This window comes from Alcaligenes sp. AB3 (genome assembly GCF_031844565.1).
Taxonomy (GTDB): Bacteria; Pseudomonadota; Gammaproteobacteria; order Burkholderiales; family Burkholderiaceae_B; genus Alcaligenes; species Alcaligenes faecalis.
Map to the genome: position 1 here is coordinate 1 of NZ_JAUZVM010000016.1, position 26,943 is coordinate 26,943.

Below are 26,943 nucleotides of genomic sequence, written 5' to 3' on the forward strand. Positions count from 1 at the left end.
GGCCCCGCCAAGACAAGCCGTCCCCGGGCCCCACAAGAAAACTATCCGCCGCTCTCACACAAAGCCCAAACGGCACGTCCAGAAGAAAGCCTCCCCCTGTCAGAACCAACCTCCTCCCAATTCAAATAAACCCTCGCACACAGCGCTCCAAAAAACACCAAGCCCCGATCAGGCAGCAATACATCAGTCCAAACTAATCCCAGCCTTAGTCACGATGTCGTGCCAGTAATCCGCCTCTGCAGGCAGCCCCTTGCGGAACTCCTCGGCCGACACCTTGGACAGCAAATACCCCTGATCCAGCAGCTTCTTGCGAATCTCGGGATCGGCCAGCACCTTCTCCAAAGCACCTTCAATCTTGGCCACAATCTCCGTATCTGTACCGGCAGGAACCGCCAAGGCCCACCAGTTGCTGATCACCACATCCTTGTAGCCCAGCTCCTCCATCGTCGGTACATCAGGCAAAGCCGGGAAACGCTCTGGCAAGGCCACTGCCAAAGCCTTCAAACGCCCCTCTGGCAAAAAAGCTGCCCCCAAGCCATAGCTGCTGACAAACATCTGCACTTCATTGCTCAACAAAGCCTGAATCCCCGGTGCCGAGCCCCGGTAATGAATACCCAGCATGTCGCCTTCCAGAGCCTCGGACAATTTCCAGGCCGACAGCTCCGGCGTGGTGCCTGCCCCCGGCGTCCCGTAATTCACTTGCCCTTTGCGCTGCTGCACGTAATCCCGGAATTCAGCCATATTCTTGACCGGCAACTCCCCATTCACATAAACAAACGCCGCCGCATCCGCCACCTTGTTGATCACATGCAAATCCTTGAATGGGTCATAGCCCATGTTCTTGTACAAGAACTGATTGATCACAAAATTATTGGTGGCTGAAAACAGCAAGGTATAGCCATCCGGCTTGGAGCGCGCCACCATCTGCGTGCCGATATTGCCGCCCGCGCCGGTCTTGTAATCCGTAATCACCGTTTGCCCCAGTTCCCGAGACAGCTCGGGCTGCAAGATACGGAAAATAATGTCACCCGCCGCTCCCGGAGGGTAAGGAATCACCACTCGCACAGGATGATCGGGATAATCCGCCCAGACCGGTCCCACTGCCCCCAGGCCAAGCGCAGCTACAAGGCCCACCATCGTCTTTTTAATTGCCAGCATCTTGTCTCCCCCGCGCGCCTTTTACAGGTCTATGCGCATCAAATCCGTTGCCAAACGCAAATCGCCTTTGTAGCTTTTGCGAATATCCCGAGCCACTTCGTCCAGGCGCTCCGGCCCCATCAAATCGACCGGCAGATGATTACCCGCCGCACGTTTAATCACCGGACTGGTGGAATCGTAATGCCCAAAATGGGTCGCCACTAAACTCTTCACATTGGCTTTGCGAGCAATCTCACCCAACTGCAAAGGGCTGGTATGTGCAAAAGTTCCTACCCCGGATTCCGCACGATGCTTCAGGAAAGACTCCGGGAACGTGCACTCGTGTATCAGCAAATCGGCATCCTGCGCCAGACGTATCATGGACTCGCAAGGAGCCGTGTCACCACTGAACGCCACCACCTTGCCTTCTGCCTCCATGCGGATACCAAAGCAATCCGTAATTTCGGTAGGAATGTGATCCACCACATCAATGTAGATCTTGACGTCCTCGTCCTCGTACATCAGGCCGGGTTCCACCTCGAAAACCTCGGGACGTACGGCTTCAATGTTTTTCTGACGAGCCGGATAGGCCGCACGGGCCTGAATATCCACACGGAAAGCACCGTTCTCGAAGGAATGATCCACAAAATCCTGCGTGCCTTTAGGACCAAAAACCTTCAGCTTGCCTTCACGATTAAAAACCCAGCTGGAGAGCACGAAAAACGGCAGGCCGCAAACGTGGTCATAGTGCAGATGGCTTAAAAACACCCAGGGCACATCAGCCGGATTGATATTGGCCTTCACCATCTGACGCGTGGACCCTTCGCCGCAATCAAACAGGTAATTCTTGCCGTTCTCCAGCGTCACCAAAATGGACGACTGAGCACGGTCGGGATCTGGCAGCGCAGCGCCGGTACCAAGCATGGTTATCTTCACGTAAAACTCCTCCAAACAGATAAAAACTTCCGGCACCAAAACAGTGCCTTTTCCATAAAGTCATAAAGTTCTATTTTTAGGACTTTATGGAAAAAGTGTACACCTCGCTATCCAGCGGAATAACTTGGTGTTTTTACCTAGGAGTGTCGCAAAGGCGCATCGCGCCTGGGATGACAGGCTTAGAAACCAGGTGTCAGCTCAGTCTGAATGCTGAGGTATTTGGCAGGATAAAAGACCTGCGCCGCATAAACCAGTTGATTCGCACGGTTCATGATCAGGCGAATCACCCGCACGACAGGCATGCCTATATCCATGCTCAAATGACGCGCCAGGTCCGCATCAGCTACCCGCACCGTCAGGGTTTGACGAACCGTATGAATCTGCTCGCGAGCCAGACGATTGAGCACCAGCAGCACAGGCTCCTGACTTAATTCAGGCTGCAAGGTCTGGGCCAAAGCTTGCAGGACATACACCGTATTCAGGCTATAAGCCACGCCATCGGCGTAATTGATGCGATTGGTCCACCAGTACTCATCCGGCAAGGACTGGCCGGTAATTTCAATGGGCAAGGCTCCCGCACCACTGCCCAGCTCCACCATGACCGAATCCAGACGCGTCAAGTGCTCGATCAAGGCATCCCAATTGGTGGGCAACATCAGCCAATGATCCTGTGCCACGTCGCCAATCACAAAAGTGCCTTTGCCACGCGTACGCTCGATCAGACCTTCATGCTCCAGCTCGTCCAGAGCCGCACGCACAGTGGCACGCGAAACCCCGTATTCCTGCATCAGCTCTTCCAGCGTGGGGATACGCGTCCCCACCGGCCATTCACCACGCTCCAGGCGCGCTCGCAAGGTATATTTCACCTTGAGCGACAGAGGCAATTTGGACTGTTTGCGCAGCGAAGAACGTGTGGGATCAACCATACGAAAAGGCAACCAAGCACAGGAAAGTGACAAGTTCACATCATAGCCTGCGATGCGATAAGCCGGAGATATCCCAAAAAGGTTTAATCTTGAACAAGCAAGGCGTTTATTTTTGCAAAAGTTGGTAAACGAAAATTAAACGGATCGGATACATTATCCCAATCATTGCTTAACTCTTGATACGAGCCCGAGCCCATGGATGTTTTACCTTCCTCTGCCTCGCACTTGGCCCAAATTTACCTGCTCGGTACCTACCGACTGCTGGTTCAAGGACAATGCCGCGCACAAATCATCAATTACGATAAAGCGCGTATTTTATTGTCCATGTTGGCTTTGGCGCAGGGTAAACCCATCAGTCGCAGCCGTCTGGCGGAAACGATCTGGCATGAAGATCCGATCAGCGTGGGCCGCGCTCGTTTGCGCCACGCGCTGCATGCCTTGCGCCGTGCCTTTGAAGGCTGCGATCAGGCCCTGCACATTACCAATGACGCCCTGGCACTGGATCCCAGCCATACCCAAGTGGACGTGCTCAGCCTGCTGCAGCACCCCAGCCAGCCGTCCCTTAGCGATCTGGAGCGTCTGAATCTGTATCAGGGCCCCTTGCTGGGGCAGGTGAAACTGCATCATGGCGAGCAGTTGCAAGACTGGTTGCAAGATACGCAGCAAAACATTCGACAAACTCTGTCGCAATGTCGTGACCGTTATATTCAGTCCGGCCTGAGCGCCCTGCCTGCGCCACAAGCAATCAGTTACCTTAAACGCTGGCTTGTGATCTGGCCCGAAGAAGAAAAACTGCACCAGGAGCTGATTCGTCGGCTGAAACAGGAAGGCCAGCACGAAGCCGCCCTGCACGCCTACGAGCAATGTTCCGTCCTGCTGGCCGATCGTCTCGGTTGCGAGCCCAGCGCGCAGACGCGCAACCTGGTGGATTTGCCGGCGCGCTCGGTCAGCCCCGCCAAATCCATGCCCACAACCGTCTCCCTGCGCCTGCGTCCCTTGGCGGCAGTGGGTTTTTGCCTGCGCTTTGAGCCCAGCCACCGCCACGCCCGCGAAAAAGGCGGGCAACTGCTGGAGCACAGCCGCAAGACTTTGCAGCACTTGATCGAACAGCATGGCGGCTGGCCCTGTGAAGCTGGCCCCAGTCAACTGATTGCCTATTTTGGTTATCCCGAACTGCTGGAAGCGCCCGTTAACCAGGCGGCCGCTTTGGCGCGCGTGGCTGCGACCTTGCGCATGGACGAGCACATCAAGCTGAGCATCGCCCTGCATGCTGATCTGGCCATGGACGATCAAAGCGCCTACCCGGACCCATGGGGCCAGTTGGCACAAGTGGTCTTGCCCTTGAGCTGGGAGGCCGCCCCCGGCGCGCCGCGCATCAGCGTGCAAGCCGCTCTGCGTCTGGACACCAAGGATATTCAAGGGCCTGTGGGCCGCCAGAACGAGGCCCTGTGGCTGAACCTGAGTCCCTCCGAAACAGAACATGCCCGGTTGACCAGCCGCGTTTATGGTCGCTCGCAAGAGTTTGATCACCTGGTGCAGGCCTGGTCGCATATAGGCTCGAATCGGGCCTTGCACCACATTGCCATTCATGGGCGCGCACATATTGGCAAAAGCCTGCTGGTGCAGTCTTTGGCGGACTATGTTCAAAAAACTGCCCATCACTGCATTGTGCTGCATTGTCGCGAGGACAAGCGACGCGTGGCCTGGCACCCGATCCGCCTCTGGCTGCACGAGCAAATCGCCAACTACATCACCGCGCAAAACAGTAAGCAACGCGACCCGTTCTCTGTTCAGACCTTGCAAGAGGCACTGGAAATCAGCCCCAAACAGGCCCAGTCCTTGCATCAGTGGCTAAACAGCGGCCCTGACGAGCAGGATCTGAACGAGCCATCCACGGCGCATATGGACCTTCTGTTCAATCTGCTTAGTGGCCCTGGCAATTCCCCGCGCCGCCGTTTGCTGATTATTGAAAATGTGCAGTGGGCCGACCCGCCTACGCAACGTCTGATCCGCTTGCTGGCGCATACCGCCCCTCGCCACCCAACCTTGCTGCTGACCACCAGCCGCAAGCCTGGTCATGGCCTGGAGCGTGCCGAGCATCTGAGCTTGCGCACACTGGATCGCTCCAGCATCAACAGTCTGCTAAGCAGCCAACGGGGTCAGCGTCTGGCGCGCGACAAACGCAGCCGCCTGGTCAAGTTAAGTGCAGGTAACCCCGGCCATGCCAATGAGCTGCTGCGCGGTCACGAGCTCAATAGCGAATGCCATGACGCCTTGTGTCTGACCGACCTGATCTGCACTCAGTATCACAGCCTCTTGCCCGCAACACGCCACATCCTGACCAGCATCGCCTTGCAGGATGAGCCCATTGCCATTGACGAACTGGCCCTGATGCTGCGTCTGGATAACACCGCCTTGAGCGGCGGACTGGATACGCTGGCTACGCTGGATTTGATTGATGTGCATGACAAGCATGTGTCCTGCCTGCCCTTGATCTCCCAAGCACTGGAGCGCGTGGCCATGCAGGAGGAGCTGCGCCAGGCTCACTACGCCATTGCCCAGCACGGTATCCGCCGTCGTCATGCGCCCGAACAGGTTGCCCTGCACTTGTGCGAGGCCGAAAGCGCAGAGGCCGCCTTCTGGTGGCAGCGCGCCGCCCGTGAAGCCTTGGCGCAAGATAATCTGCGTCAGGCCAGCCAGTATCTGCAACGCTCCCTGAACCGCAGCGACTTGATCGAAGACCTGCAAGTACGTCAAACCCTGCAGTTTGAATGCCGCATGCTGCAAGGCGCGATCGAGTCCTCCCTGTACGGTCCGGCCTCTGCCTCTACCGCCATGGCCTACGAACTGGGACATGGGCTGCATGACGAGCATGACTCGGATCAGGTCATGATCAGCTTGTGGACGGCCTGGACGGCTTTCCAGGCCCAGGGCAACTTCGAGCAGGCCTTGCAAAAAGCACGTCAGCTGCTGGCCCTGGCCAATGAAACCAGCCACGACCAGAACCGCAGCTGGGCCTTGTATGCCATAGGCCAGCACGAACTATGGAAAGGCAATGTCGGCAATGCCATCCAGACGCTGAACCTGAGCCTGGCGGTCTTTGATGACCTGAAAGAGCAGAACAGCCGGCAGGCCATTGCCGAGCATTTCCCCCAGTCCATTACCTTTGGAACCTTGAGTGTCGCCCTGGCATTGAAGGGCGATATGGACGCCGCTCAGCAGCACACGCGTCTGGCCCTGCAAAGCCTGCGCAGGGATACCGCTTTCTCCCTGCGCGCCATTACCCATTTGTTCGTCATGCAGGCCTACTACCTGATGGAGCAACTGGAAGACTGTCAGCAGGTGGCCGAACTGTCCTTGCAGGAGCTGCAAAAGTCGCATAACCCCGAGCCCTGGTCTGCACTTAGCCGCTCTTACCTGCACTACTGCCAAGTGATGCTGCAAGGTCGCGAAGCCAGCTTGCAATCCCTGCTCGATTGCGTACAGACTGCCCAGTACGGATTGCCGATTAGCGCGGATGGCCTGATGAGCCGGATCGCCCGCGCCATGATACGTCTGGGGCGCAGCAATGAAGCCATGCCCTGGCTGGACAAGGCCGCCGCTCAAGGCCTGCGCTACGACACGGACAGCCTGCGCACAGAGCTGCACTGTGTACGCGGCGATGCCTGGATGGCGCTGGGTGAAAATGCCCAGGCCTTGCAGGAATGGAACCTGGCCGAGCAGCACATGGAAAAGTACGGCCTGCATCGCTATGCAGACTGGATTCAGACACGCCGGCAGGCCGTGCAAAAGCTCAAGGTCTAGCCAGCGGAAAAACGCGGCCAGATGAACATGCCCCCAAGAATGCAAACATCATCCTTGGGGGCATTTCACATCCCTAGCAGGGAGCCGGGTGTGCTTTAAAGCAGCCACTCGATAGGCAAGATAGACAGCACACCGACTCCGGCCCTGCGCCAGATGCTGGCATTGGGCTCGGACGTGAAAAAGCGCTCGGTGCCGTCTTCGTTCAGCTGAATCCATACCAGGTCGCCATTCTCATCCAGTTCGACACGATAGCTGCGGTAAGGCAGGACTTCGTCGAAACTCTTGGACAAGGCTTGTGCCATTTCCGGGCTTTCAATAATAAAGCCCAGTTCCGTATTCAAATTGACCGAGCGCGGATCGAAGTTGAAAGAGCCCACAAACAGGCGTTTGCCATCCACGGCAAAGGTCTTGGCGTGCAGGGCCGAGCCCGAACTGCCAAAAGGCCCCGAACCGTGGCGCGTAGGCTTGTCCATGGTGGGCCGCAGCTCCAGCAGCTGCACGCCAGCTTCCAGCAAGGCTTTGCGTCGTTTCGCATAGCCGGCATGCACAGCGGTTACGTCCGTGGCAGCCAGGGAATTGGTCAGAATGCGCACCTTCATGCCAGGCCGTTGCATCATCGCTTCAAAAGCGCGTACGCCAGCAGCGGTGGGCACAAAATAAGAGGACACCAGGTCCACCTGACTGGTGGGTTTGCCCAGCACATGGTCCATTTGCCAGACCATCAACTGCTCTGGATTGACCGGGCCCAAAGCCTTGGCCGGGTCGTCACTGATCATGGTGGTACGGGCCCACTGGAAATCCAGCTCGCCACGCACCAAATGGCTGACCAGATCCGATTCACGCAGCACCTGCTGATAATCCTTGGCACGTGGCTGGGCTTCGGCCTCTTGCAACTTCGCCTGAAACTTCACCAACGCTTCCGGACCGCCCGGCTTGATCAGGCTGTCTACCGGATAGGCGGATTGGCTGGCCCAGTAGCGGTCAAAATCATGGGAGACATCTTGCACCACGGCACCAATTGCCATGACGTCCAGGTCCGCAAACAAGACGTCCTGGGTCGCACCGAAGTACTCATCCCCTACATTGCGTCCGCCAATAATGGTGACCTGGTTATCCACGGTGAAAGACTTGTTGTGCATGCGCCGGTTCAGGCGGGAGAAGTCCGTCAGGAAACCCAAAGGTTTAGGCCAGCGCAATACAAAGGGATTGAACAGCCGCACCTCGATATTGGGGTGAGCGTCCAAGGCAGACAAGGTAGCATCCAGACCCGTGATGCCATTGTCGTCAATCAGCAAGCGCACGCGCACGCCACGTTCTGCCGCTTGCAGCAAGGTACCCAGCATCAGGGTGCCGGTGGTGTCGCCCCGCCAGATGTAATACTGCACATCCAGCGTTTTCTGGGCCGCAAAGGCCAGCAGGGCACGGGCGGCATACGCGTCGTGCGGATCGAACAAGGGATAAATGCCCGACAAGCCAGGATGCTGCTGAACCATGGGAGCCACTGCCTGGCCAATCATGGTGTCCCGGGCCTGCTCCAGGGGCAAGGCCTCGCTGTGGCTACGTCCGTCCAGCGACGGCAGGGCACAGCCTGTCAGGCCGGCCAGCAAGGCTCCACCCGCAATTAAGCTGCGCCAGAAGAAGGACGGCGCTTGCCCCGTGGAACGGGGTATCGTCGGCTTCTTGGCGGGATCGATTTTCATGGAGTCATCTCTGTGGTCATGGACATCGCTCCACATAGTAGCACCGCCAACCCTAGGGATATGGACCTCGATTTGCAATCAACACTTGCAGCAAGTGACAGGGCGGACAACAATAAAGCAACCACCCATACTTTAAACCTGAAACAAGTAGCATGCCCCCCGCCACGTCCTCTGCCTTACTGCCCCGCCACCTTGCCATTATTTTACTGTTGATGCTGGGCAGCTCTTTTGCCGCCAACCACATTGCGGCCAAAGTGGCACTGGACCATGGCACCGGGCTGATCATCTCGGTTATTTTCCGCTCGGCCGCCGCCACGCTGGCCTTGAGCATGCTGCTGATCTGGCGCAAGCAAGCCCTGTACGTGCCCCGTCAGTACCTGGGCTGGCAGTTGATGCTGGGCGGGCTGATCACCATGCAATGCATGCTGATTTACTCCTCCATCGCCCGCATCCCTGTCGCCCTGGCCTTGCTGGTGGCCAATATGTACCCGATTCTGCTGGCCCTGCTGACCTGGATACTGGGCGGGCACAAACCCACGCGCAAGACCTCCATCATCATGGTGGCGATTCTGGTCGGCCTCTTGCTGGCGCTGGACGCCCCCAGTCTGATCCAGGGCGCAACGCTGGATGGGCAATGGGTGCTGGGCGTAGTGTGCAGCCTGCTGACCGCTCTGGCCTTTGCGATTGGGCTGTGGATTACAGAAAATAAACTGGCGCCACTGCCCGGCCTGGTACGCAGCTTCTGTACCATCAGCCAAACCCTGGTCTGCCTAATTGCGCTTAGCCCCTTGGGACTGCTGCCCGGCGGCTCTTCCCTGCCCCACGATGCCACAGGCTGGATTGCCCTTTCACTGGTCTGTGCGCTGTACACCACGGGCTTCGTGACCCTGTTTGTGCTGGCTCCCCGCCTGGACATGACACGCAATGCGCCCTTCATGAACATGGAGCCGGTGGCCTCGCTGATTCTGGGCTGGCTGATTCTGAAACAGACCTTGAACTCCACCCAATTGCTGGGTGGAGCGGTAGTGCTTAGCGGGATTGTGGCGCTGGCTTACCAGCGCGCCCCACGCAAGTAAGTGTCAGGCCCTGGACAGAAGGCGCTGCCAAACACGGGGCAGCACCTCTATCAAATCCTCCGGGATCAATCCGGGACCAAACTCCAGGGCGGCCTGTGAATGCAGCCAGACAGCCGCCCCCGCCGCTTCAAAGGCAGGCATGCCTTGGGTCAGCAAGCCGCAGACCAGACCCGCCAACACATCCCCGCTGCCCCCGGTGGCCAACCACGGCGGTGCGCAGGCATTGATCAAGGCCCGCCCATCGGGCGCGGCAATAACAGTATCTGCTCCCTTCAACACCAGCACGGCACCACATTGCGTAGCAGCCAGTCGCGCTGCCTCCAGACGATCCGGCGCTTCCTCAAAAACGCGGGCAAACTCGCCCGCGTGAGGGGTCAACACGCACTGCTCATGTAAGGCATCCCATAACTCCTGGGGCTGTGCTGCAAAGCTGCTGATGGCGTCCGCATCCAGAACACAAGGTCGCCCCGTTGCCAGCAAAGCCAAAGTCAGGCGACGGGTTTGCTCACCCAGTCCCGCACCCGGCCCCACCAGCCAGGCGCGAATGCGCTCGTCCGTGGTCAAAGTGTCATCCAAGGGGGCCACCATGATGCTGTCCAGTGCACCGGCGTACACCGACCAGACCGAGGGCGGCACAGCCATGCTGACCAGTCCGGCTCCTGCGCGTTGTGCTGCACGAGCCGCCAGACGGCTGGCTCCGGTCATCCGTTCGCCCCCAACCACCAAAGCATGCCCACGCGTGTATTTATGGCTCTGGGCGCCCAACTGCGGCAGATGAGCCTGCCACAAGGCAGGTTCATTCAACCAGGTATTGGCCTCTTGCAAGGCCGGCGCTGGCATACCGATTTCGGCCAGCTCAAGCTTGCCGCACAAGGCACGGCCCGGATACAGCACATGGCCCGGCTTGTAGCGCACAAAACTGACTGTCACCGTGGCAGGGGCGACCACACCGCGCACCTGCCCGCTGGCCCCATCCAGACCCGATGGCACGTCAATGGCACATACAGGAACCTTGGAAGCTGCCAAAGCCTGAATCAAGGCAGCTGTCTCGCCCTCTACATCACGATCCAGGCCTGCACCCAGCAAGCCATCCACCACCACGGAAAAACGTCGAAAGTCCGGGCATTGGCTTTCCCAGCGCCCCTGCCATTGTGTTTGAGCCCAGGCAGCCGTTCCTTGTCGCTGGGACGGGTCCACCAGACTGAACACGGACACCACCCGCCCCTGCTCACGCAGAATCTGCGCCGCCACCAAGGCATCGCCACCGTTATTGCCCGGCCCACACAAGAACAGCACGGCCCCTTGCGGCCAGTGTCGCTGCACCGCACGCGCCACTGCACGGGCAGCGGCCTGCATCAATTGCTCGATAGACACCCCGAAACCCGGAGCCGCCGCATCCATGCTGGCGCACTGTGCCGGGCTGTACAGGGCCTGTTTTCCAGGGGCGGCACTCAGGGGAAAAAAACCATATTGAGACACAAAGGGCATGACAGGCTCACGAAGGCAGAAATCAAAATGTCCCTGTGCTGCACGGGCTTGTCACCCGCTGGCGGCCTGCTGAGAGCAGCAAGCGTCAGGTCCTGGGCGGCCCGGAGACAAAAAAAGAACGGGTCGCCGCCCGTTCTCTTATCTTAGTGCGAATTGTCTGAATGCAGAACTGTCGCAGCAGCCACCCTCTAGGCCGACTGCTGTTCTTGTCTATCCTTGACAGAGCCAACGGACAGCTCACGCGGCACATCCACACCGTTCTTGATCGCAATGATCTCGGCCATGATACTGACAGCAATCTCTGCCGGGGTCTTGCTGCCTATATACAAGCCAATCGGACCTTTGAGCTTGTCAATTTCTTCGGCCGTCAGGTCAAAGTATTCGGCCAGGCGTTCACGACGGCTCTGATTATTACGTCGCGAACCAATCGCCCCCACATAAAAGGCACTGCTCTTGAGCGCCTCCAGCAAGGCCATATCGTCCAGCTTGGGGTCGTGCGTCAGAGCCACAATGGCCGTACGGCGATCCGGTACGCAGGCAATGACTTCATCGTCCGGCATGCCGCTGACCACACGTGCACCCGCCACGCTCCAGCCCTGAATATGCTCGCTGCGCGGATCGCAGACTGTCACATCAAAGCCATTGAACAAGGCAATGGTCGCCACGTACTCGGACAGTTGCCCGCCCCCGATCAGCAAGAGCCGATAAGACGGGCCAAAAGTGACCGACAGGCAGTCCTGGCTTAAATGCAAGGCAGCCGGAACGCGGGTGGCGCTGCTCCAGGCACGGCCGGTTTGCAGATCCACGTGTCGTTGCACCAGACGACGCTGTTCCAGCAGGCCCAACACGTCTGACAAGGCTTGCGGGCAGGGGTTGAACTCCACCAGCAAACGGATCGTGCCACCACAAGGCAGGCCAAAGCGATGCGCCTCATCCGCGCTGATGCCATACGTCAACAACTGGGGACGGCCATCGCCATGCAGGCGCTTATCCGCCCCTTCGGGGTCGTGATAGGCACGGATCAGATCGTCCTCGATACAACCGCCCGAGACCGACCCGACCACTGCCCCGCCCTTTTCCAGAGCCATGATGGAGCCCTCTGGACGCGGGGACGAACCCCAGGTCTGCACAACCGTGACCAGAATGGCGTCACGTCCTTGTGCGCGCCACTCTTGCAGCTGGCGCAATACCCTGACATCCAGGCTCTCCATCTCTGTCTCCTGTCTTTCCTGTGTTTACTTGAATACCGGCATCCCGCCGCCATCACCCGAATCATCAAACGGATTCAAGTCAGCACCGTATTCATCCTGCATTTCGATCGTGACCGTACTGGGATCAACTTTCGCCCCCGTCCCCTTGTAGTGCGTCACCATGCCTGGGAACAGCAGCACCACGGCAATCATGACAATCTGGATACAGATAAAGGGTACGGAGCCCCAGTAAATGTCGCCTGTAGCCACACCCGGGATCTTCTTCTTGGTCACTTTGTCGATGTAATCATCCTTGGGCGCCACCGAGCGCAAATAAAATAGTGAGAAGCCAAATGGTGGATGCATAAAGGATGTTTGCATATTAACGGCTAAGAGCACGCCAAACCAGATTAAATCGATGCCCATCTTGTCAGCCACCGGCCCCAGCAAAGGCACGATGATGAACGCCAGCTCGAAGAAATCCAGGAAAAAGGCCAGTACAAACACCAGCACACTGACCAGAATCAGGAAGCCATATTCGCCGCCAGGCAGGTCAATCAGCAGGTGCTCCACCCACAGGTCGCCATCCACGCCACGGAAGGTCAGCGAGAAGATGGTGGAACCGATCAGAATGAACATCACAAAGCAGGACAGCTTGGCAGTGGTATCCATGGCTTGCTTGAGCAGGTCGATGCTCAGGCGGCGACGGCTGACTGCCATCAGAATTGCGCCCACGGCGCCCATGGCCCCGCCTTCGGTCGGTGTCGCAATACCCAGAAAGATCGTCCCCAACACCAGGAAAATCAGGCCCAAGGGCGGAATCATGACGAACACCACGCGTTCGGCCAGAACCGACAGCAAGCCCAGCTTCAGCCATTTGTTGATCAGGGCCAGCACGAAAGCCACACCACCAACCAGCAAGATACAAATAATGACCTTCTCGTCTACCGGACCGTTGGGATCAACCCAAAACTCGTCCAATACATAGCCGGCCACCAGCGAGATCAGCAGCAACACGCACAAGGAACGTGAACCCGAGCGGCCATTGGCCTCCGCGTAAGTGCGATGCTCAACCGGAATGGGGGGCACATCCTTGGGACGCAGTACGGCCAGAATCAGGATGTAGAGCAGATAAGAGCCTGTCAGCACCAGACCGGGCACCATGGCGCCACGGTACATATCGCCTACCGAACGACCGAGCTGGTCAGCCAGTACGATCAGCACCAGAGATGGCGGAATAATTTGCGACAAGGTGCCCGAAGCGGCGATCACACCCGTTGCCAGTCGACGGCTGTAGCCATAGCGCAGCATGATGGGCAAGGAGATCAGGCCCATGGAAATCACCGAGGCCGACACCACACCCGTGGTGGCTGCCAGCATGGCTCCCACAAACACCACGGCAATGGCCAGGCCGCCGGGCATGGAGCCAAACAACTGACCAATCGTATCGAGCAGGTCTTCTGCCATGCCCGACCGCTCCAGAATCAGCCCCATGAAGGTAAAGAAGGGAATCGCCAGCAAGGTATCGTTGGCCATGATCCCAAATACACGCAGCGGCAACGCCTGGAACAGAGACCAGTTGAACAGGCCCATTTCCACACCAATCAGACCGAACACCATACCGTTGGCGGCCAGCGCAAAGGCAACCGGAAAGCCCAGCAGCAAGAAAACAATCAGTGATGCAAACATCACTGGCGCCATATTGGCGACAAATAAATCCATCATGATCTGGTTCAGCCTTTGTGTTGATGCGCTAACTTGGCCTCGGCTTGCCGTGCAATTTCTTCGGCCAGCAATTCTTCGGGCGTTTTGTCCTGCAACTTCTTGTTGGGGTTGGGGCAAGCGCCACGCAGGAAACCGATGCACTTGATCAGGTGCGAAATTCCCTGCAGGGAAATCAGGGCAAAACCAATCGGGATAATCAATTTGGCAGGCCAGCGAATCAGGCCACCGGAATTAGATGACACTTCCTGGGTCAGGTAGGAGTCCATGAACACCGGCCAGGACAAGGCCATGATGGCAACACAGGCCGGCAACATGAACAGCACCACACACGCGGCTTCGATCACAATTTGCTTGCGCTCGGACAGGCGCGAGGCCAATACGTCCACACGCACATGCTCATTGCGCAAGAAGGTGTAGCCGCCCGTCAGCAGGAACAAGGCACCAAACAAATACCACTGCACCTCCAGCCAGGCATTGGAGCTGGAATCGAAGAACTTGCGCGCGATGGCGTTATAGGAACTGATTACGACAACCAGCAGAACCACCCACATGACCACCCGGCCACATAACTGATTCAGGCTGTCAATCGCCTTTGATAGTTTGAGTAAAGATTGCATCAATCCCCCAGATTTTCTGCGTTGAAGTTAGTGGAAATCTAATGAGACCGAAAACGGGTGGCGCGCTTTTCAACTGCATCCAGCAGGAAATACAACACCAGCCCCATGACGGCCAGAATGAACAGGGCGGAGAACACGCGCACCGTGTCGAACACCCCTTGGGCGCTCATGATCACAAAGCCCAGCCCGCGCTGGGAGGACACAAACTCGCCCACAATGGCCCCCACCAAAGCCAGGGACAGGGCCACTTTCAGGCCCGCCATGATCGAGGGCAGCGCAGAGGGCAAGCGCACTTTGAAAAACAAGGCAACCGGCCCGCCTTTCAGGACCCGGCCCAGGTCCAGAATGTCGGGCGAGACCGAGCGCAAGCCTTGTACCGTATCCACAATCACGGCAAAGACGGCAATCAGAAAAGCAATGGCCACCTTGGGCTCGTAGCCGGTACCCATCCAGACCACGAACAGTGGTGCCAGAGCCACTTTGGGAATGCTGTTGAACCCCACAATCAGGGGATAACAAAAACGCTCGAAGAGCGGTGAACCCACCAATGCGACGGCGATCAGCACGCCGCCTACGGCGGCCAATACAAATCCAGCCAGCGTGATGCCGAGCGTGTATAACGCTTGGCCCATGTACCAACCCAGTTCGCCATACAAATCCTCCAGAATCAGCGAGGGGCGCGGCAAAATCACTTCCCGCACCTGACCCAACCAACAAATTAATTCCCATGCCAACAGCACCACGACGGTAGAGACCACGCCCGCCAACCAGCTGGGCATGGAACGCAAGGCTTTATTCATGGCTGTCTCCCGCGCCATCGGCAATACCAAACAATTGACGGATATGCGCCACATGCCGACCGAACTCCGGGGTCTCGCGCAAGGACAGCGGGCGCGGACGGGGAAAGTCGATCTTGACCTGCTCCAGAATGCGGCCCGGACGAGACGAGAACACCAGCACGGTATCGCCCAGGAAAACGGCTTCGGCAATGCCGTGCGTCACAAACAAGGTGGTGTTCCCCGTTTTCATCCAGATGCGTTGCAACTCGGCGTTCATGTTGTCGCGTGTCAGCGCATCCAGCGCACCGAAAGGCTCATCCATCAGCAACAGGCGCGGATCATCCACCAGGGCACGGCAGATGGACGCCCGCTGTCGCATGCCGCCGGACAACTGGCGTGGATAGCTGTCGGCAAACTGGGACAGGCCGGTCAAGGCCAGCAACTGGTCCACCTTGTCCAGATAATCGGCCGTGCGCTTGCCGGCAAACTCCAAAGGCAAAAGAATGTTGTCGCGTATGGTGCGCCACTCCAGCAAGGCATCGCGCTGGAACACCATACCTACCTGATCGGGAGGTCCGCTGACGGGTTGCTGATCTACCGTCAAGGAGCCGCTGCTGATGTTTTCCAGTCCGGCCACGCAACGCAGGAAAGTGCTTTTCCCGCAGCCGCTGGGGCCCAGGATGCTGATGAACTGGCCGGGTTGAATATCGACATTGATGCCATCGAGCGCCAGCACATCGCGCGCACCCTCAAAGCGCTTGCGCACATCTTGAGAAAGAACCCGCGCCGCCATTACTTCAGCTCCAGACTGCTCAGGGATTGCGGAGTAACAACATCAGACTGGTAGTAGTCCGTGGTTTTCTGTCCAGCCGGGATCAGCTCTACCCGTTCCAGCGTGGCAATGGTCTTGTCCCAATCCGCAGGCTGGTTCACGCCAATGCTGCCTTGCTCGACAGCCGGGCCGAAGTAGTTTTTAAGAATGTTCAGCTGGTCCAGCAAAATGACTTTGTCCAGACGTGCATTGGGGCGTTGCGCCACAATCGCATCCACCGCCTCTTGCTCGTGGCCGTTGTAAATGTAGTTCCAGGACTTGGCCACCACATTGGAAAACGTCGTCAATTCCTGGCTTCGGCTGGCCAGTTTGGCTTCGCTGGTGAACAGACCAAAGCTGACCATATCCAGACCATGCTGAGCGAAAGGAATCGCAGTGGAAGCGCGCTGACGCGACACCGAAGCCAGTACAAAAGGAATGGTCGAGATCACGGCATCCGCCCGGCCCACCGCGTAGGTGGCGGCCTTGCCTGCGGCATCCACGCTCAGCAGATCCACATCGCTGCGGCGCAATCCGCCCGCCGCCAGAAACGCATCGACAAAAGGCGCTTCCAGAGAACCGGCGGTATAGGCGATCTTGCGTCCCTTCAAGCCCTCCGGGCCACTAATGCCCGAATCCTTGGGCACCAGCACGCCAATATCGCTGGACGTGGCAAAGGTGGCCAGCCCTTTGACTGGCAAGCCCTTGCTGCGTGCAATCACCATGGAAGCCAGTGCCGCCTGTCCCACATCGAAGCGGTCGCTGCCGCCTACGATCTGCACCGCCGTGACAGAACCGTTGCCATCTTCCAGCCGTACATCCAGGCCAGCCTGCTTGAACCAGCCCTTTTCCACGGCCAGATGAAACGGTGCATGGACGGCCCAAGGGGTCCAGTCCAGCTTTACATTCAAGGGCTCTGCTACCGCCCCCCAGGTGCTCAACAAGAAGGTGGCCCCGATTGCGAGGCGCACACGTCCTCCCAAAGCTTTACGCTCCGTCATCTCCTTACCCCCGTTATATTTATCGTCTTGCGTCGTCTATGCGCTTATGAGCGCCGGAAAAGTCCCTTGAAGCGGTCCCACAAAATGCTGCAAAACATCTTGACCGGATTGAATTCGGCCACCACCGGCTCTTCGCCTTCGGCCAGCGGTTTTTCCAGGCGCAGGTTCACGTTCTTGCCGAACTCCGCAATCATGCGGCGCACGAAATCCTGAACCAGCCCGGAGCGCGAAAACTGCGCCAGTGGCCCTTGCAGCGAATACACCAGTTCCACTTCCACGCGGCTGCGCGCTTCGCCATCCGGATTGACCTGAAAGCTGACGTCGCCACGCGCACGCGATTGGCTCAAGGAGTCCACACCCTCGCCACGCAGCACGGCGGCACGGCGTTCGTTGTCCTCTTCCAGCGTGGCATTACCTTTGAAGGCAGCCGACATAGGGCCAAACTTGATGGCAATCTTGCCCTGTACCGTGGCCCCTTCCTGAGACTCGATAATCGCGCCGGGCAGACAGCCCGCCACTTTGGGCAAATCCTTCATGAAAGCCCAAACCTGATCGGCCGGGAAACGGGCATCAAAACCACCTTGAATGGCCTGCCCCTTGCCCTTGTCGGCACTACCGGACGCGGTGGGCGCAGCAGCCGCCACCGGAGCGGGAGCCTGTACTTCTTCCTGTACCGCTTCAAAAGTCGTAAAGCCGTTCTGATTCCAGTCCTGCTGCACGTTTTGCACCACAGCGGCGCGCAAGGCTTCTACCTGGGCATCGGGCTGATCGCGCAGGGCTTGCAGCACGGACAAGATGGCAGCCGTAATGCCTTGATAGCCGGTGCAGCGGCAAATATTGCCGGACAGTTCAATGCGCACACGGGCCTCGTCCGCATCGGGCAAACGCAGCACGATATCGCGACCGGTGGCCAACATGCCGGGCGTACAGAAGCCGCATTGCAAAGCATGTTTTTCCGAAAAAGCGGTACGCAGACGGCTCATGATCGGGTCGTCGTCGTAACCCTCTACGGTGGTGACTTCGTGACCATCGCAAGCACCGGCAAAGGTAATGCAGGAGCGCACCGGACGACCATCCACCAGCACCGTACATGCGCCGCACACACCGTGTTCACAGCTCAGGTTGGTGCCGGTCAAACGGCTTTTCTCGCGGATGAAATCACCCAGGTGGGTGCGCGGTTCGGCCTCGTGTTTTTGCTGACGGCCGTTAACTTGAATCGAGATTTCTGCCATGTCTTAACCTTTCACGCCCAGCGCTTGCTTCAGGCTGCGCTCTACTACCGTACGGAACAGCACCTGATGGGCCTCGTCCCGTTGTGCCAGATACGGCTGCAGGGCCGCTTCAATCGTGTCCCCTTCCAGGACGGCGGCCCCTTGTGCGGCCACTTTCACGGCCAGTTCGGACAAGGAGCGCGGGGCGCCTTCCATGGCACCGATCACTACGCGGGCCGTGCGCGTGGCCGGGTCGAAATAACAGGCACAACTGGCATCAGCAAACTCGCCCACTTTGCGGGTGAATTTGTAGTAACCCCAACGGGCTGAGCCGGACACTTCAGGCACATCCACAGACTCGATGAACTCACCGGCTTCCAGCACCGTGGTGTAGGCGGCCAGCATGAATTCGCTCATGGGAACGCTGCGGCTACCCTGGGTTCCACGCATATTGACGTTTGCACCCAAAGCAGCACAAGTCAGCACCCAGTCCGCCGCCGGATCTGCATGAGCCAGGCTGCCACCCAAAGTGCCGCGATTGCGCACACCCCGGTAAGCAATGCGGCCTGCCACTTTCTGCATCATGTGGCCGCGCAGCAGTTCGTGAATGCCGTCTTCAATCTGGGCGTGTGTCACGGCAGCGCCGATCCGCACCTGCCCTTTATGAGCTGATACCTGACGCAGCTCGGGCACTGCCGACACGTCCAGCACACGGCCAGGGCGTACCAGACGCAAATTCAACATGGGGCCCAGGGACTGGCTACCACCCATCAAGCGCACGGCGGAAGGGTCGCTGCCATAGGCATCCTGAATCTGTTTCAGGCTCTGGGCCTGTTCGTACTCAAACTTGGCGGCCTTCATGCCTGAACCTCCGACACGGGCTGTTTATCTTGCTGATTGGCGGGCTGTGCTGCAGCGCGAATTGCGCTTAGCAGTCGGTGCGGTGTCACGGGCGTGTGCGAGACCTGTGCGCCGGTAGAGCGCAGGGCATTATTGATGGCGGACATGATGGCAGCGGGAGGGGCAATCGCTCCGCCCTCGCCCATGCCTTTGGCACCAAATTCGGTATTGGGCGACGGGCTTTCCATGTGTTCGATATGAATATTGGGCACTTCGCAGGCACCGGGCATGACGTAGTCTGCCAAGGTCGATGCGAGCGGCTGAGCAAACTCGTCGTAAGGCATCTCTTCGTACAAGGCGGTGCCAATCCCTTGGGCAATCCCGCCGATCGTCTGGCCTTCCACAATCATGGGGTTGATCATGACGCCGCAGTCTTCCACCACCACGTACTTGAGCACTTCCACGCCGCCGGTACTTGGATCGACGGCCACCACCACGGCATTGCTGGCATAAGTAAAGCTGCCAGTATCGACTTTGGGTTTGTAGCCTACCGACAGTTCCAGACCTTGCGGGTCCACGTCCTCGGGCAAATGCTGCGGATTGATGTACCAGGCATCAGCCACTTGGGCGATGCTGACCTGGCGCCCCTCGGCGCTGAACATATCGCCTTGATGCTGCATGCTGTCCACATCGGCTTTCAGCATATGCGCGGCAATCTTGCGCACGCGTGGCAGCAACTCTTTACAGGCCTTGGACACCGCACCGCCGGACATCACCAGGGAGCGCGAGGCGTACGTGCCGGTGGAGAATGGCGTGCGGCCGGTATCACCGTGCACCACTTTGATCTTGGCTACGGGGATGCCCAGAATTTCGCTGGCGATCTGGGCAAAAGACGTTTCCATACCCTGACCATGCGAGTGCACACCCACGCGCACTTCCAGACCGCCATCCGGGGTCATGCGTACAAAAGCCTGATCAAAACCGGGGATCACTGCCGTGCCCCAGCTGGCGAACACGGACGTGCCATGTGCAGACTGCTCGGTATAGGACGCCACACCCAAACCGATCAGGCGGCCATCAGCCTCACCCTTGGCCTGACGAGCCAGCACAGCATCCACATCCACCGCGGCCAGAGCGCGGCGCAGGCTTTCTGGATAATCTCCCGAGTCGTAATGCTTGTTGGCCACGTTGACGTAAGGCATTTGCTCGCCTTTCACCAGATTCATCAGGCGGATTTCCCAGGAGGGCTTGCCCACCGCCAAAGCGATCTGATCCATCATCTGTTCAATGGCCAGACAGACACCCGTACGGGCCACGCCACGGTATGGCATGAAACCAGGTTTGTTGGTGCCCACACCGCGCGTGCGGCAGCGGTAACCACGGAAATCGTAAGGACCGGGCAAGTTGCCCAAGGCCTGGCCTACTTCCAGCCCCACGGTAAAGGGCCAGACGGAGTACGCGCCGCCATCAATATCAATTTCAGCGTCCAGCGCCAGCAGGCGGCCTTCATTGCTGATGTGTGCTTTCAGTCGGTACTGGTGTTCACGGGTATTAGCGCCCGCAATCAAGTGCTCGCGACGGTCTTCCATGAAACGGAACGGTTTGCGGAAGGTCTTGGCCAACCAGGCCACGCACAGCTCTTCCTGATGCAGCACGCATTTATAACCAAAGGCGCCACCGACATCGGGGGAAATCACACGCACCTGCGCCTGATCCATCCCCAGGAACTGGGCAATGCCCGTGCGGTGCATGTGCGGAATTTGACTACCGCAATACACCACCAACTGATCGGCCTGGAAATCCCAATAGGCCAGAACAGCCTTGCCTTCCATCGGCAACATGCACTGACGCGACAGGCTGACAGAGTGCTCGATCACGCGGTCGGCACGGGCGGCGTGCTCCTCAAAGGCCACGTCCGAGCGCAATGTCACAAACACGTTATCCTGCCAGCCCTCATGCAGCAGATCACCCTGCGCGGCCAGCGAGGCCGGCACGCTGCCGTAAACCGGCAGCTCATCGTACAGGGCTTCAATCTCCTCCAGAACGTCCTCGGCCACGGCGCGACTGTCACCAAAGGCCATGGCAACCGGCTCGCCCACATAACGCACACTGCCCGAGGCCAGCGGCGGCATGCTGGAGGCCTGGTAACTGGGCAAAGTGGAAGCGGCGTAAATATCCAGACAGTCCGGCATATCGGCGCGGGTAATAACCTGCGCGCGTGCGCTGTCTTCAATATTGATCTGACGGATTCGGGCATGCGCCATCGGGCTGCGCAGGAAGGCGACTTCCTGCAAGCCCGGCATGGTCATGTTGCCGATGAAGTTGCCCCGGCCATTGAGATGGCGCGCATCCTCCTTGCGGAGAATACGCGCACCCACTCCTTGGCCAGCCAGGCTTGACGGGTGACTGTGCTGACTCATTTCACTACCTTAAGAATGTGCTGCTTAACTGCGCTTGCCCAACTCGCTGAAGGTGAAGTTGTCCAGGGCGCTTTCGGCCACCCGGAACCAACTGGCTTCCTGCTCCTGGAAGGCCTTCCAGCTTGGATAGATCTTGGCAAAATCGGCATTGCTGTCCGACAGTTCTTTCCACAATTCCTGGGACTTGTCGTAGGCGGCCTTCATGACGTCCTTGGGGAAGTAGCGCAACTTGGCACCTTCAGCCACTAGCTTGCGCAGGGCACCGGGATTCAAGGCATCGTATTTGGCCAGACTGAGCATGGTCTGCTCGTTACAGGCCGTCTCGAATGCAGCCTTGAAGTTGGCAGGCAAGGCTTCCCAGGCATCTTTATTGACCATGGTGGTCAAGGACGCACTGCCCTCGAACCAGCCGGGGGAGTAGTAAAAGGGAGCAACTTTGTTCAAACCCAGCTTTTCGTCGTCGTAAGGGCCAATCCACTCGGCCGCGTCAATCGTGCCTTTTTCCAGCGAGGAGTAAATATCGCTAGGAGGAATCTGCTGAGGCACCGCGCCCAGTTTGGACAGCACCATGCCGCCGATGCCCCCGATACGCATTTTCAGGCCTTGCAGACTGTCCAGATCCTTGATTTCCTTGCGGAACCAGCCGCCCATTTGCACGCCCACATTACCGGCTACAAAGTTCACGATGTTGTACTGGCTGTACATTTCGCGCAGCAATTTCAGGCCGCCACCGAAGTGCACCCAGGAGTTATGCTGGCGGGCGTTCATGCCAAAGGACAAGCCGGTATCAAAGGTTACGGCGGTGTTCTTGCCCACAAAAGCTGTACTGAGCACGTGGTTGCACTCGACCGTGCCGTTGCTGATGGCATCCATGTTCTGGGCATAAGGCACCAGCTCGCCACCGGGGAAAGCGCGGATTTCGAACTTGCCTTCGGTCAGTTCGCTGACACGTTTGCACAGCGCCTCAGCCGAACCGTAAATGGTGTCCAGGCTTTTGGGCCAGCCGGTCGACATGCGCCAGCGTACGGTGGGGCTGTTTTGTGCCATTGCAGGGGCGGCTACTGCTGCCAAACCTGCACCAGCGACCGTTGCCGATTTCAGCAGAAAACTACGACGCTCCATCACTCACCTCTTTGTATTTTTTAATGTATTTACACCCCTTGCTCGATAGGGGTCTGGGTAGTTTGCCCGCCAGTCTGGCTTGCAGCCCCGACAGCAACTGCCCGAACCTTGCCAAACCGTCCCCCCGAGGGGCCAGACGGACGTTCCAAGCAGTGTCAGCACACTATGAAATTGACATTCACCGCTTCGATAATAGTAAGTGTGCTGATTAATTAATTTTTGGTCAAGCAGGGAAACTACTGACGCATGTCCTTGATGAGATAAAGGAAAGCATCATCAATAGCTTAAGCCTCAACTAGCGCAATCCCTTATAAAAACGATATTTGATTTTATAATTTATACAGTATACTGACTAATTGAAAGCACAACCCGGAGACAACTTTGAACTGGATAAAAATTTCCGAAACTGATGCCATCGACAACGAAGAGTCCCTGGCAATCGAGTGGGAAGGCAAGAAACTGGCCCTGCACAAACTGGATGACGAGTTCCACCTGACCGACAACGTCTGTACCCACCAATATGCCCTGCTGTCCGACGGCTATCTGGAAGACGGTTGCGTGGAATGCCCTTTGCATCAGGCCAAGTTCTGTTTGCGCACTGGCAAGGCGATGAACGCCCCTGCCACGGTGGACATCAAGGTCTACCCGCTGCGCATTGAAGGCAACGATATTCTGGCCGACTTCAGTCAGGCCTGAGCTTTTTTCTGCTGACGAGACCTGCAACATCATGGCACACCACACTTCCGTACTGATCATCGGCGCTGGCCAAGCGGCTTCGGTGCTGGCGCGCGAACTGCGCAGCCTGGGCTTTAGCGGCAGCATCACCTTGGTAGGGGATGAAACTCACCTTCCCTACGAACGCCCGCCCCTGTCCAAAGACGTGCTCAAGTCCAGCGCGACCACTGACAGCGTGTTTTTGCAAAAAGCCGAGTTCTATCAAGAACAGAATATTGAACTCTTGTTGGGCACCAGCGTGCAGTCTCTGGATTGCGCCACGCGTCAGGCCAGCCTGAGCAATGGCCAGACCTGGAGCTTTGACCACGCGGTGCTGGCCACAGGCGGCGCGGCCCGCGAACTGGCTCTGCTGCCCGCCAGCCAGGCCAACGCCCTGTATCTGCGCACGCTGGACGATGCCCTGAGCCTGCAAGCTCGTCTGCAACCCGGTTTGCGCGCCCTGGTGATTGGTGGCGGTTTCATGGGTCTGGAACTGGCTTCAACTGCCAGTGAAACTGGCGCACAGGTCACTGTCATTGAAGCGAATGAACGTCTGCTGGCCCGCAACGCCCCTGCGCTGCTGTCGCAATGGTTGCTGGAGCGCTTCGAGTCGCAAGGCATCACCGTGCGCTTGGGTCAGGGTGTGCGTCAGGCCCACTTTGCGGCAGAAAACGAGCACCCCGTTCAGCTGGAACTAAATGATGGCCAGATCCTGAATGGCGATCTGGCCATTGTGGCCGCCGGTCTGCGCGCGAACTCCGCCTTGGCGCGGGCCAGTGGTATCGCGGTAGACGATATGACGGCCGGGATTATTGTGGATCGCCAGGGACGCACCAGTGTGGCAGGCATTTATGCCGCCGGCGATTGCGCCACACAGATTTGCCCTGACACCTCCGTGCGCACCCGTAGCGAATCCTGGCAGAACGCCAATGAACAAGCTCGTCAGGTGGCCCACGCCATTGCCGGGCAGGATGCCCCTGCGGCGCCTGTCAGCTGGTTCTGGACGGATGTGCTCGGTTGCAACATTCAGATGTTGGGCCAAGGCAGCCCGGATCTGAACTATCAGGTACGCGGCGTCATGGACAGCCAGGGCGACGCCATCAGCTTCATGTTGCTGGCTTTCGAGGGCCAACATCTGCGACACGCGATTGGCGTCAATGCCGGTGCGGATCTACGCGCCTTGCGTAGCGTCATGGAGCAGAACTTGCCTGTGGACCCAGCCATCGTATTGGACCCGGCGACCAAGCTGCGCCAGTACGTGAAAGAAGCGGCCCGTACGGCCCAAGTCTAAGAAAGAGAAGCGGCCTGCGCCGCCTCGTCATCACGAATCATTAAAGAGTTATCAGAGGAGAACCCCATGTATCAGACGCAAACGGTGATAGGCCAGACGGTCGGGTCCAAAGACCGCCCTGTCGAGGAATGCACCTGGCCCGAGGACGTGCTCAACACCATTCCGGATTGGGTCTACACCAGCAACGACATTTACAACCGCGAGATGGAACGCATTTTCCACGGTGACACCTGGAACTTTGTGGCCCTGGAAGCAGAAATCCCCGATTCGGGCGACTACAAGCGCTCGTATGTGGGTTCCACGCCTGTGGTCGTCGCTCGTGCGGAAGATGGCAGCATCAACGTATTTGAAAACCGCTGTGCACACCGCGGCGCGGAGTTTTGCCGTCACAACCAGGGCAATACCAATGAGTTTGTGTGCCCTTATCACCAGTGGTCTTACAGCCTGAAGGGTGATCTGCAAGGGATTCCTTTCAAGCGCGGTGCGAATAAAGAAGGCGGCATGCCACGCAGCTTCAAGAACTCCGAGCATGGTCTGAAAAAGCTGCATGTGACTACGCACAATGGCGTGATTTTTGCGTCCTACAGCGACAAGGTCGAGCCGATTACGGAATACCTGACACCTGAAATCCTGAAGGATTTCGAGGCGGTGTTTCCCGGCAAGAAGCTGAAGATTCTGGGTTACTACCGTAACGAGTTGCCTTGCAACTGGAAGATGTACCACGAAAACCTGAAGGATCCGTACCACGCGACCTTGCTGCACTCTTTCCTGGTGGTATTTGGTCTGCTGGTGGCGGGCAACAAGTCGCAGATGTATGTGGACCCTGTGCATGGTCGTCATGGCTATATGGCATCGGCCAAGTCCGAGGACAAGTACGCCGAGGTCAGCGAGGACAACAAGAAGGAAATGCGTTCCTTTGTGGACGATATGCGTTTGCGCGATGAGCGTTTCCTGGACTACGTCAAGGAGTTTGATTCGCCGTGGTCGGTGACCATGCAGACGATCTGGCCCAACCTGATTGTTCAGCGCGAGATGAATACCTTGGGTGTGCGTCAGATTGTGCCCAATGGCCCCAACAGCCTGATCATGCAATGGACCATGTTTGGCTATGAGGACGATACCGAGGAGATGACTCGTCACCGTCTGCGTCAGGGCAACCTGATGGGCCCTGCCGGTTTCCTGGGTCTGGAAGACAACGAGGCCATGAAGTTTGTGCAAGAAGGGGTACGTCGTTCCAGCAGCGAGGTGAACATCATCAAGCTGGATGAAAGCAAGCTGGGTACGTCCAATACGCTGATCTCGGAAGCGGCTATTCGCTCCATGTACCAGTACTACCGCCAAGTGATGGATCTGTAAGACGAGCTGACTTATGAAAATGGATTTTTCTTTCAAACCCGCCAAGATTGCTGTTGAGCGTGCTTTGGTGTTGAAGGCGGAAATTGAGCTTTTCAATGCCGAGTACTGTGCCACTTTGGATCGTGGCAATGTTGAGGACTGGCCCATGTTTTTTGTGGAGGACGCGGTTTACCGGGTCACTTCACGCGAGAACGCGGATCTGAATTTGCCGGTAGGGTTGGTCTACGCCGAAGGGCGCGACATGATGCACGATCGTGCGGTGGCTATTGCCCGCACGCAGATGTATGCCCCGCGCTACATGCTGCATCTGGTCACGGATGTTCGTGTGATCAGCGAGGAGGATAATGGCGACATTGAGGCCGAGGGTAATTTCATGCTGATGCAGACCTTGGTGGAAGGGCCTTCCACGGTGCATCTGGTGGGTAATTATTTTGATACGTTCACGCGTGTGGAGGGTCGGTTGATGCTCAAGGAGCGTCAGGTGATTTTTGATACGTCCATCCTGGCGAACGATCTGGTGTTTCCGGTGTAAGTGTTCTTTCTTACGTCTGGTTTTTTTATAGCTGTTTCCGAGCCACTTGAGTCAGAGGGTCTTCTGATTCCTTTAAGCACCTTTCTTTCTTGAAGGGTGCTTTTTTTTTGCTTATTTTTTGGAAAATGGAATGAGGCTTTGGAGCTGTTAGGGCAGGTTGAGGGGGAAGATTGATAGACCTGAAGGGGGTTGGGTCTATAGAGGATTGATTCTGGAGGTGAAAGAAGTCTCTGTGAAGACGCCGTTCAGTCAGCCTGCTGGGGTGTT

The 26,943-nt window shown here is 57.8% G+C and carries 21 protein-coding genes; 6 read left to right on the forward strand and 15 right to left on the reverse strand.

Going from position 1 to position 26,943, the window contains the following annotated elements; genetic code table 11:
- Window positions 1-183 precede the first annotated feature (183 nt).
- From Q9R35_RS18375 to Q9R35_RS18385, 3 genes are all read right to left on the reverse strand, one after another.
- Window positions 184-1,158: a tripartite tricarboxylate transporter substrate binding protein gene (locus tag Q9R35_RS18375; RefSeq protein WP_063689664.1), complete on the reverse strand. Its 975-nt coding sequence runs from the start codon at window positions 1,156-1,158 to the stop codon at window positions 184-186.
- Window positions 1,159-1,179: 21 nt separating this feature from the next.
- A complete protein-coding gene (locus Q9R35_RS18380; RefSeq protein ID WP_042489475.1) occupies window positions 1,180-2,073 on the reverse strand; it encodes an MBL fold metallo-hydrolase in 894 nt (297 codons plus the stop codon).
- Between the two features lie 179 nt (window positions 2,074-2,252).
- Complete coding sequence (locus Q9R35_RS18385) at window positions 2,253-2,999, reverse strand: GntR family transcriptional regulator (protein WP_042489478.1); 747 nt, start codon at window positions 2,997-2,999, stop codon at window positions 2,253-2,255.
- Window positions 3,000-3,194: 195 nt separating this feature from the next.
- Here Q9R35_RS18385 and Q9R35_RS18390 point away from each other — a divergent pair, with 195 nt between their 5' ends.
- A complete protein-coding gene (locus Q9R35_RS18390; protein WP_311220234.1) occupies window positions 3,195-6,803 on the forward strand; it encodes an AAA family ATPase in 3,609 nt (1,202 codons plus the stop codon).
- A 95-nt stretch (window positions 6,804-6,898) separates the two neighbouring features.
- On the opposite strand, the gene Q9R35_RS18395 is transcribed toward Q9R35_RS18390, so the two are convergent.
- The gene (locus tag Q9R35_RS18395; RefSeq protein ID WP_289781549.1) at window positions 6,899-8,503 is read right to left on the reverse strand and encodes a phospholipase D family protein; all 1,605 of its coding nucleotides are present in this window, start codon (window positions 8,501-8,503) and stop codon (window positions 6,899-6,901) included.
- A gap of 152 nt (window positions 8,504-8,655) precedes the next feature.
- Between Q9R35_RS18395 and Q9R35_RS18400 the strand changes: the two genes are divergently transcribed.
- Entirely contained in the window at window positions 8,656-9,579 is a 924-nt protein-coding gene (locus Q9R35_RS18400; protein WP_042489432.1) for a DMT family transporter, read from the forward strand.
- A 3-nt stretch (window positions 9,580-9,582) separates the two neighbouring features.
- Here Q9R35_RS18400 and Q9R35_RS18405 read toward each other — a convergent pair whose 3' ends face one another.
- The 11 genes from Q9R35_RS18405 to Q9R35_RS18455 all read right to left on the reverse strand — a co-directional run bounded on the left by Q9R35_RS18405 (window position 9,583) and on the right by Q9R35_RS18455 (window position 22,783).
- On the reverse strand, window positions 9,583-11,067 hold the full coding sequence (locus Q9R35_RS18405; protein ID WP_311220235.1) for an NAD(P)H-hydrate dehydratase: 1,485 nt from the start codon (window positions 11,065-11,067) through the stop codon (window positions 9,583-9,585).
- 188 nt (window positions 11,068-11,255) lie between these two features.
- Complete coding sequence (locus Q9R35_RS18410) at window positions 11,256-12,278, reverse strand: XdhC family protein (RefSeq protein ID WP_063689677.1); 1,023 nt, start codon at window positions 12,276-12,278, stop codon at window positions 11,256-11,258.
- A gap of 24 nt (window positions 12,279-12,302) precedes the next feature.
- Window positions 12,303-13,979 (reverse strand): TRAP transporter large permease subunit, encoded by a 1,677-nt coding sequence (locus Q9R35_RS18415; RefSeq protein ID WP_063689736.1) that lies wholly within the window; start codon window positions 13,977-13,979, stop codon window positions 12,303-12,305.
- Between the two features lie 11 nt (window positions 13,980-13,990).
- Complete coding sequence (locus Q9R35_RS18420; RefSeq protein WP_042489438.1) at window positions 13,991-14,599, reverse strand: TRAP transporter small permease subunit; 609 nt, start codon at window positions 14,597-14,599, stop codon at window positions 13,991-13,993.
- A gap of 38 nt (window positions 14,600-14,637) precedes the next feature.
- Entirely contained in the window at window positions 14,638-15,399 is a 762-nt protein-coding gene (locus Q9R35_RS18425; RefSeq protein WP_042489440.1) for an ABC transporter permease, read from the reverse strand.
- A complete protein-coding gene (locus Q9R35_RS18430; RefSeq protein ID WP_311220236.1) occupies window positions 15,392-16,171 on the reverse strand; it encodes an ABC transporter ATP-binding protein in 780 nt (259 codons plus the stop codon). Before Q9R35_RS18430 ends, Q9R35_RS18425 begins: the two co-directional genes overlap by 8 nt.
- Window positions 16,171-17,190 carry an ABC transporter substrate-binding protein gene (locus tag Q9R35_RS18435; protein ID WP_063689706.1) on the reverse strand — a complete coding sequence of 340 codons (1,020 nt, stop codon included), beginning with the start codon at window positions 17,188-17,190 and terminating at the stop codon, window positions 16,171-16,173. The genes Q9R35_RS18430 and Q9R35_RS18435 overlap by 1 nt, the downstream gene beginning before the upstream one ends.
- A gap of 44 nt (window positions 17,191-17,234) precedes the next feature.
- Entirely contained in the window at window positions 17,235-18,422 is a 1,188-nt protein-coding gene (locus Q9R35_RS18440) for a 2Fe-2S iron-sulfur cluster-binding protein (protein ID WP_063689708.1), read from the reverse strand.
- A 3-nt stretch (window positions 18,423-18,425) separates the two neighbouring features.
- Window positions 18,426-19,262 carry a xanthine dehydrogenase family protein subunit M gene (locus Q9R35_RS18445; RefSeq protein ID WP_063689712.1) on the reverse strand — a complete coding sequence of 279 codons (837 nt, stop codon included), beginning with the start codon at window positions 19,260-19,262 and terminating at the stop codon, window positions 18,426-18,428.
- A complete protein-coding gene (locus tag Q9R35_RS18450) occupies window positions 19,259-21,661 on the reverse strand; it encodes a xanthine dehydrogenase family protein molybdopterin-binding subunit (RefSeq protein WP_311220237.1) in 2,403 nt (800 codons plus the stop codon). The genes Q9R35_RS18445 and Q9R35_RS18450 overlap by 4 nt, the downstream gene beginning before the upstream one ends.
- Before the next feature lie 24 nt (window positions 21,662-21,685).
- The gene (locus Q9R35_RS18455) at window positions 21,686-22,783 is read right to left on the reverse strand and encodes a TRAP transporter substrate-binding protein (protein ID WP_063689718.1); all 1,098 of its coding nucleotides are present in this window, start codon (window positions 22,781-22,783) and stop codon (window positions 21,686-21,688) included.
- 381 nt (window positions 22,784-23,164) lie between these two features.
- On the opposite strand from Q9R35_RS18455, the gene Q9R35_RS18460 reads away from it, so the two are divergent.
- The 4 genes from Q9R35_RS18460 (at window position 23,165) to Q9R35_RS18475 (ending at window position 26,676) form a co-directional block, all read left to right on the forward strand.
- Complete coding sequence (locus Q9R35_RS18460) at window positions 23,165-23,479, forward strand: non-heme iron oxygenase ferredoxin subunit (protein ID WP_009460854.1); 315 nt, start codon at window positions 23,165-23,167, stop codon at window positions 23,477-23,479.
- A gap of 31 nt (window positions 23,480-23,510) precedes the next feature.
- On the forward strand, window positions 23,511-24,788 hold the full coding sequence (locus tag Q9R35_RS18465; RefSeq protein WP_197314013.1) for an NAD(P)/FAD-dependent oxidoreductase: 1,278 nt from the start codon (window positions 23,511-23,513) through the stop codon (window positions 24,786-24,788).
- A gap of 66 nt (window positions 24,789-24,854) precedes the next feature.
- On the forward strand, window positions 24,855-26,144 hold the full coding sequence (locus Q9R35_RS18470) for an aromatic ring-hydroxylating dioxygenase subunit alpha (protein WP_009460850.1): 1,290 nt from the start codon (window positions 24,855-24,857) through the stop codon (window positions 26,142-26,144).
- A gap of 13 nt (window positions 26,145-26,157) precedes the next feature.
- A complete protein-coding gene (locus Q9R35_RS18475; RefSeq protein ID WP_086069934.1) occupies window positions 26,158-26,676 on the forward strand; it encodes an aromatic-ring-hydroxylating dioxygenase subunit beta in 519 nt (172 codons plus the stop codon).
- Window positions 26,677-26,943 lie beyond the last annotated feature (267 nt).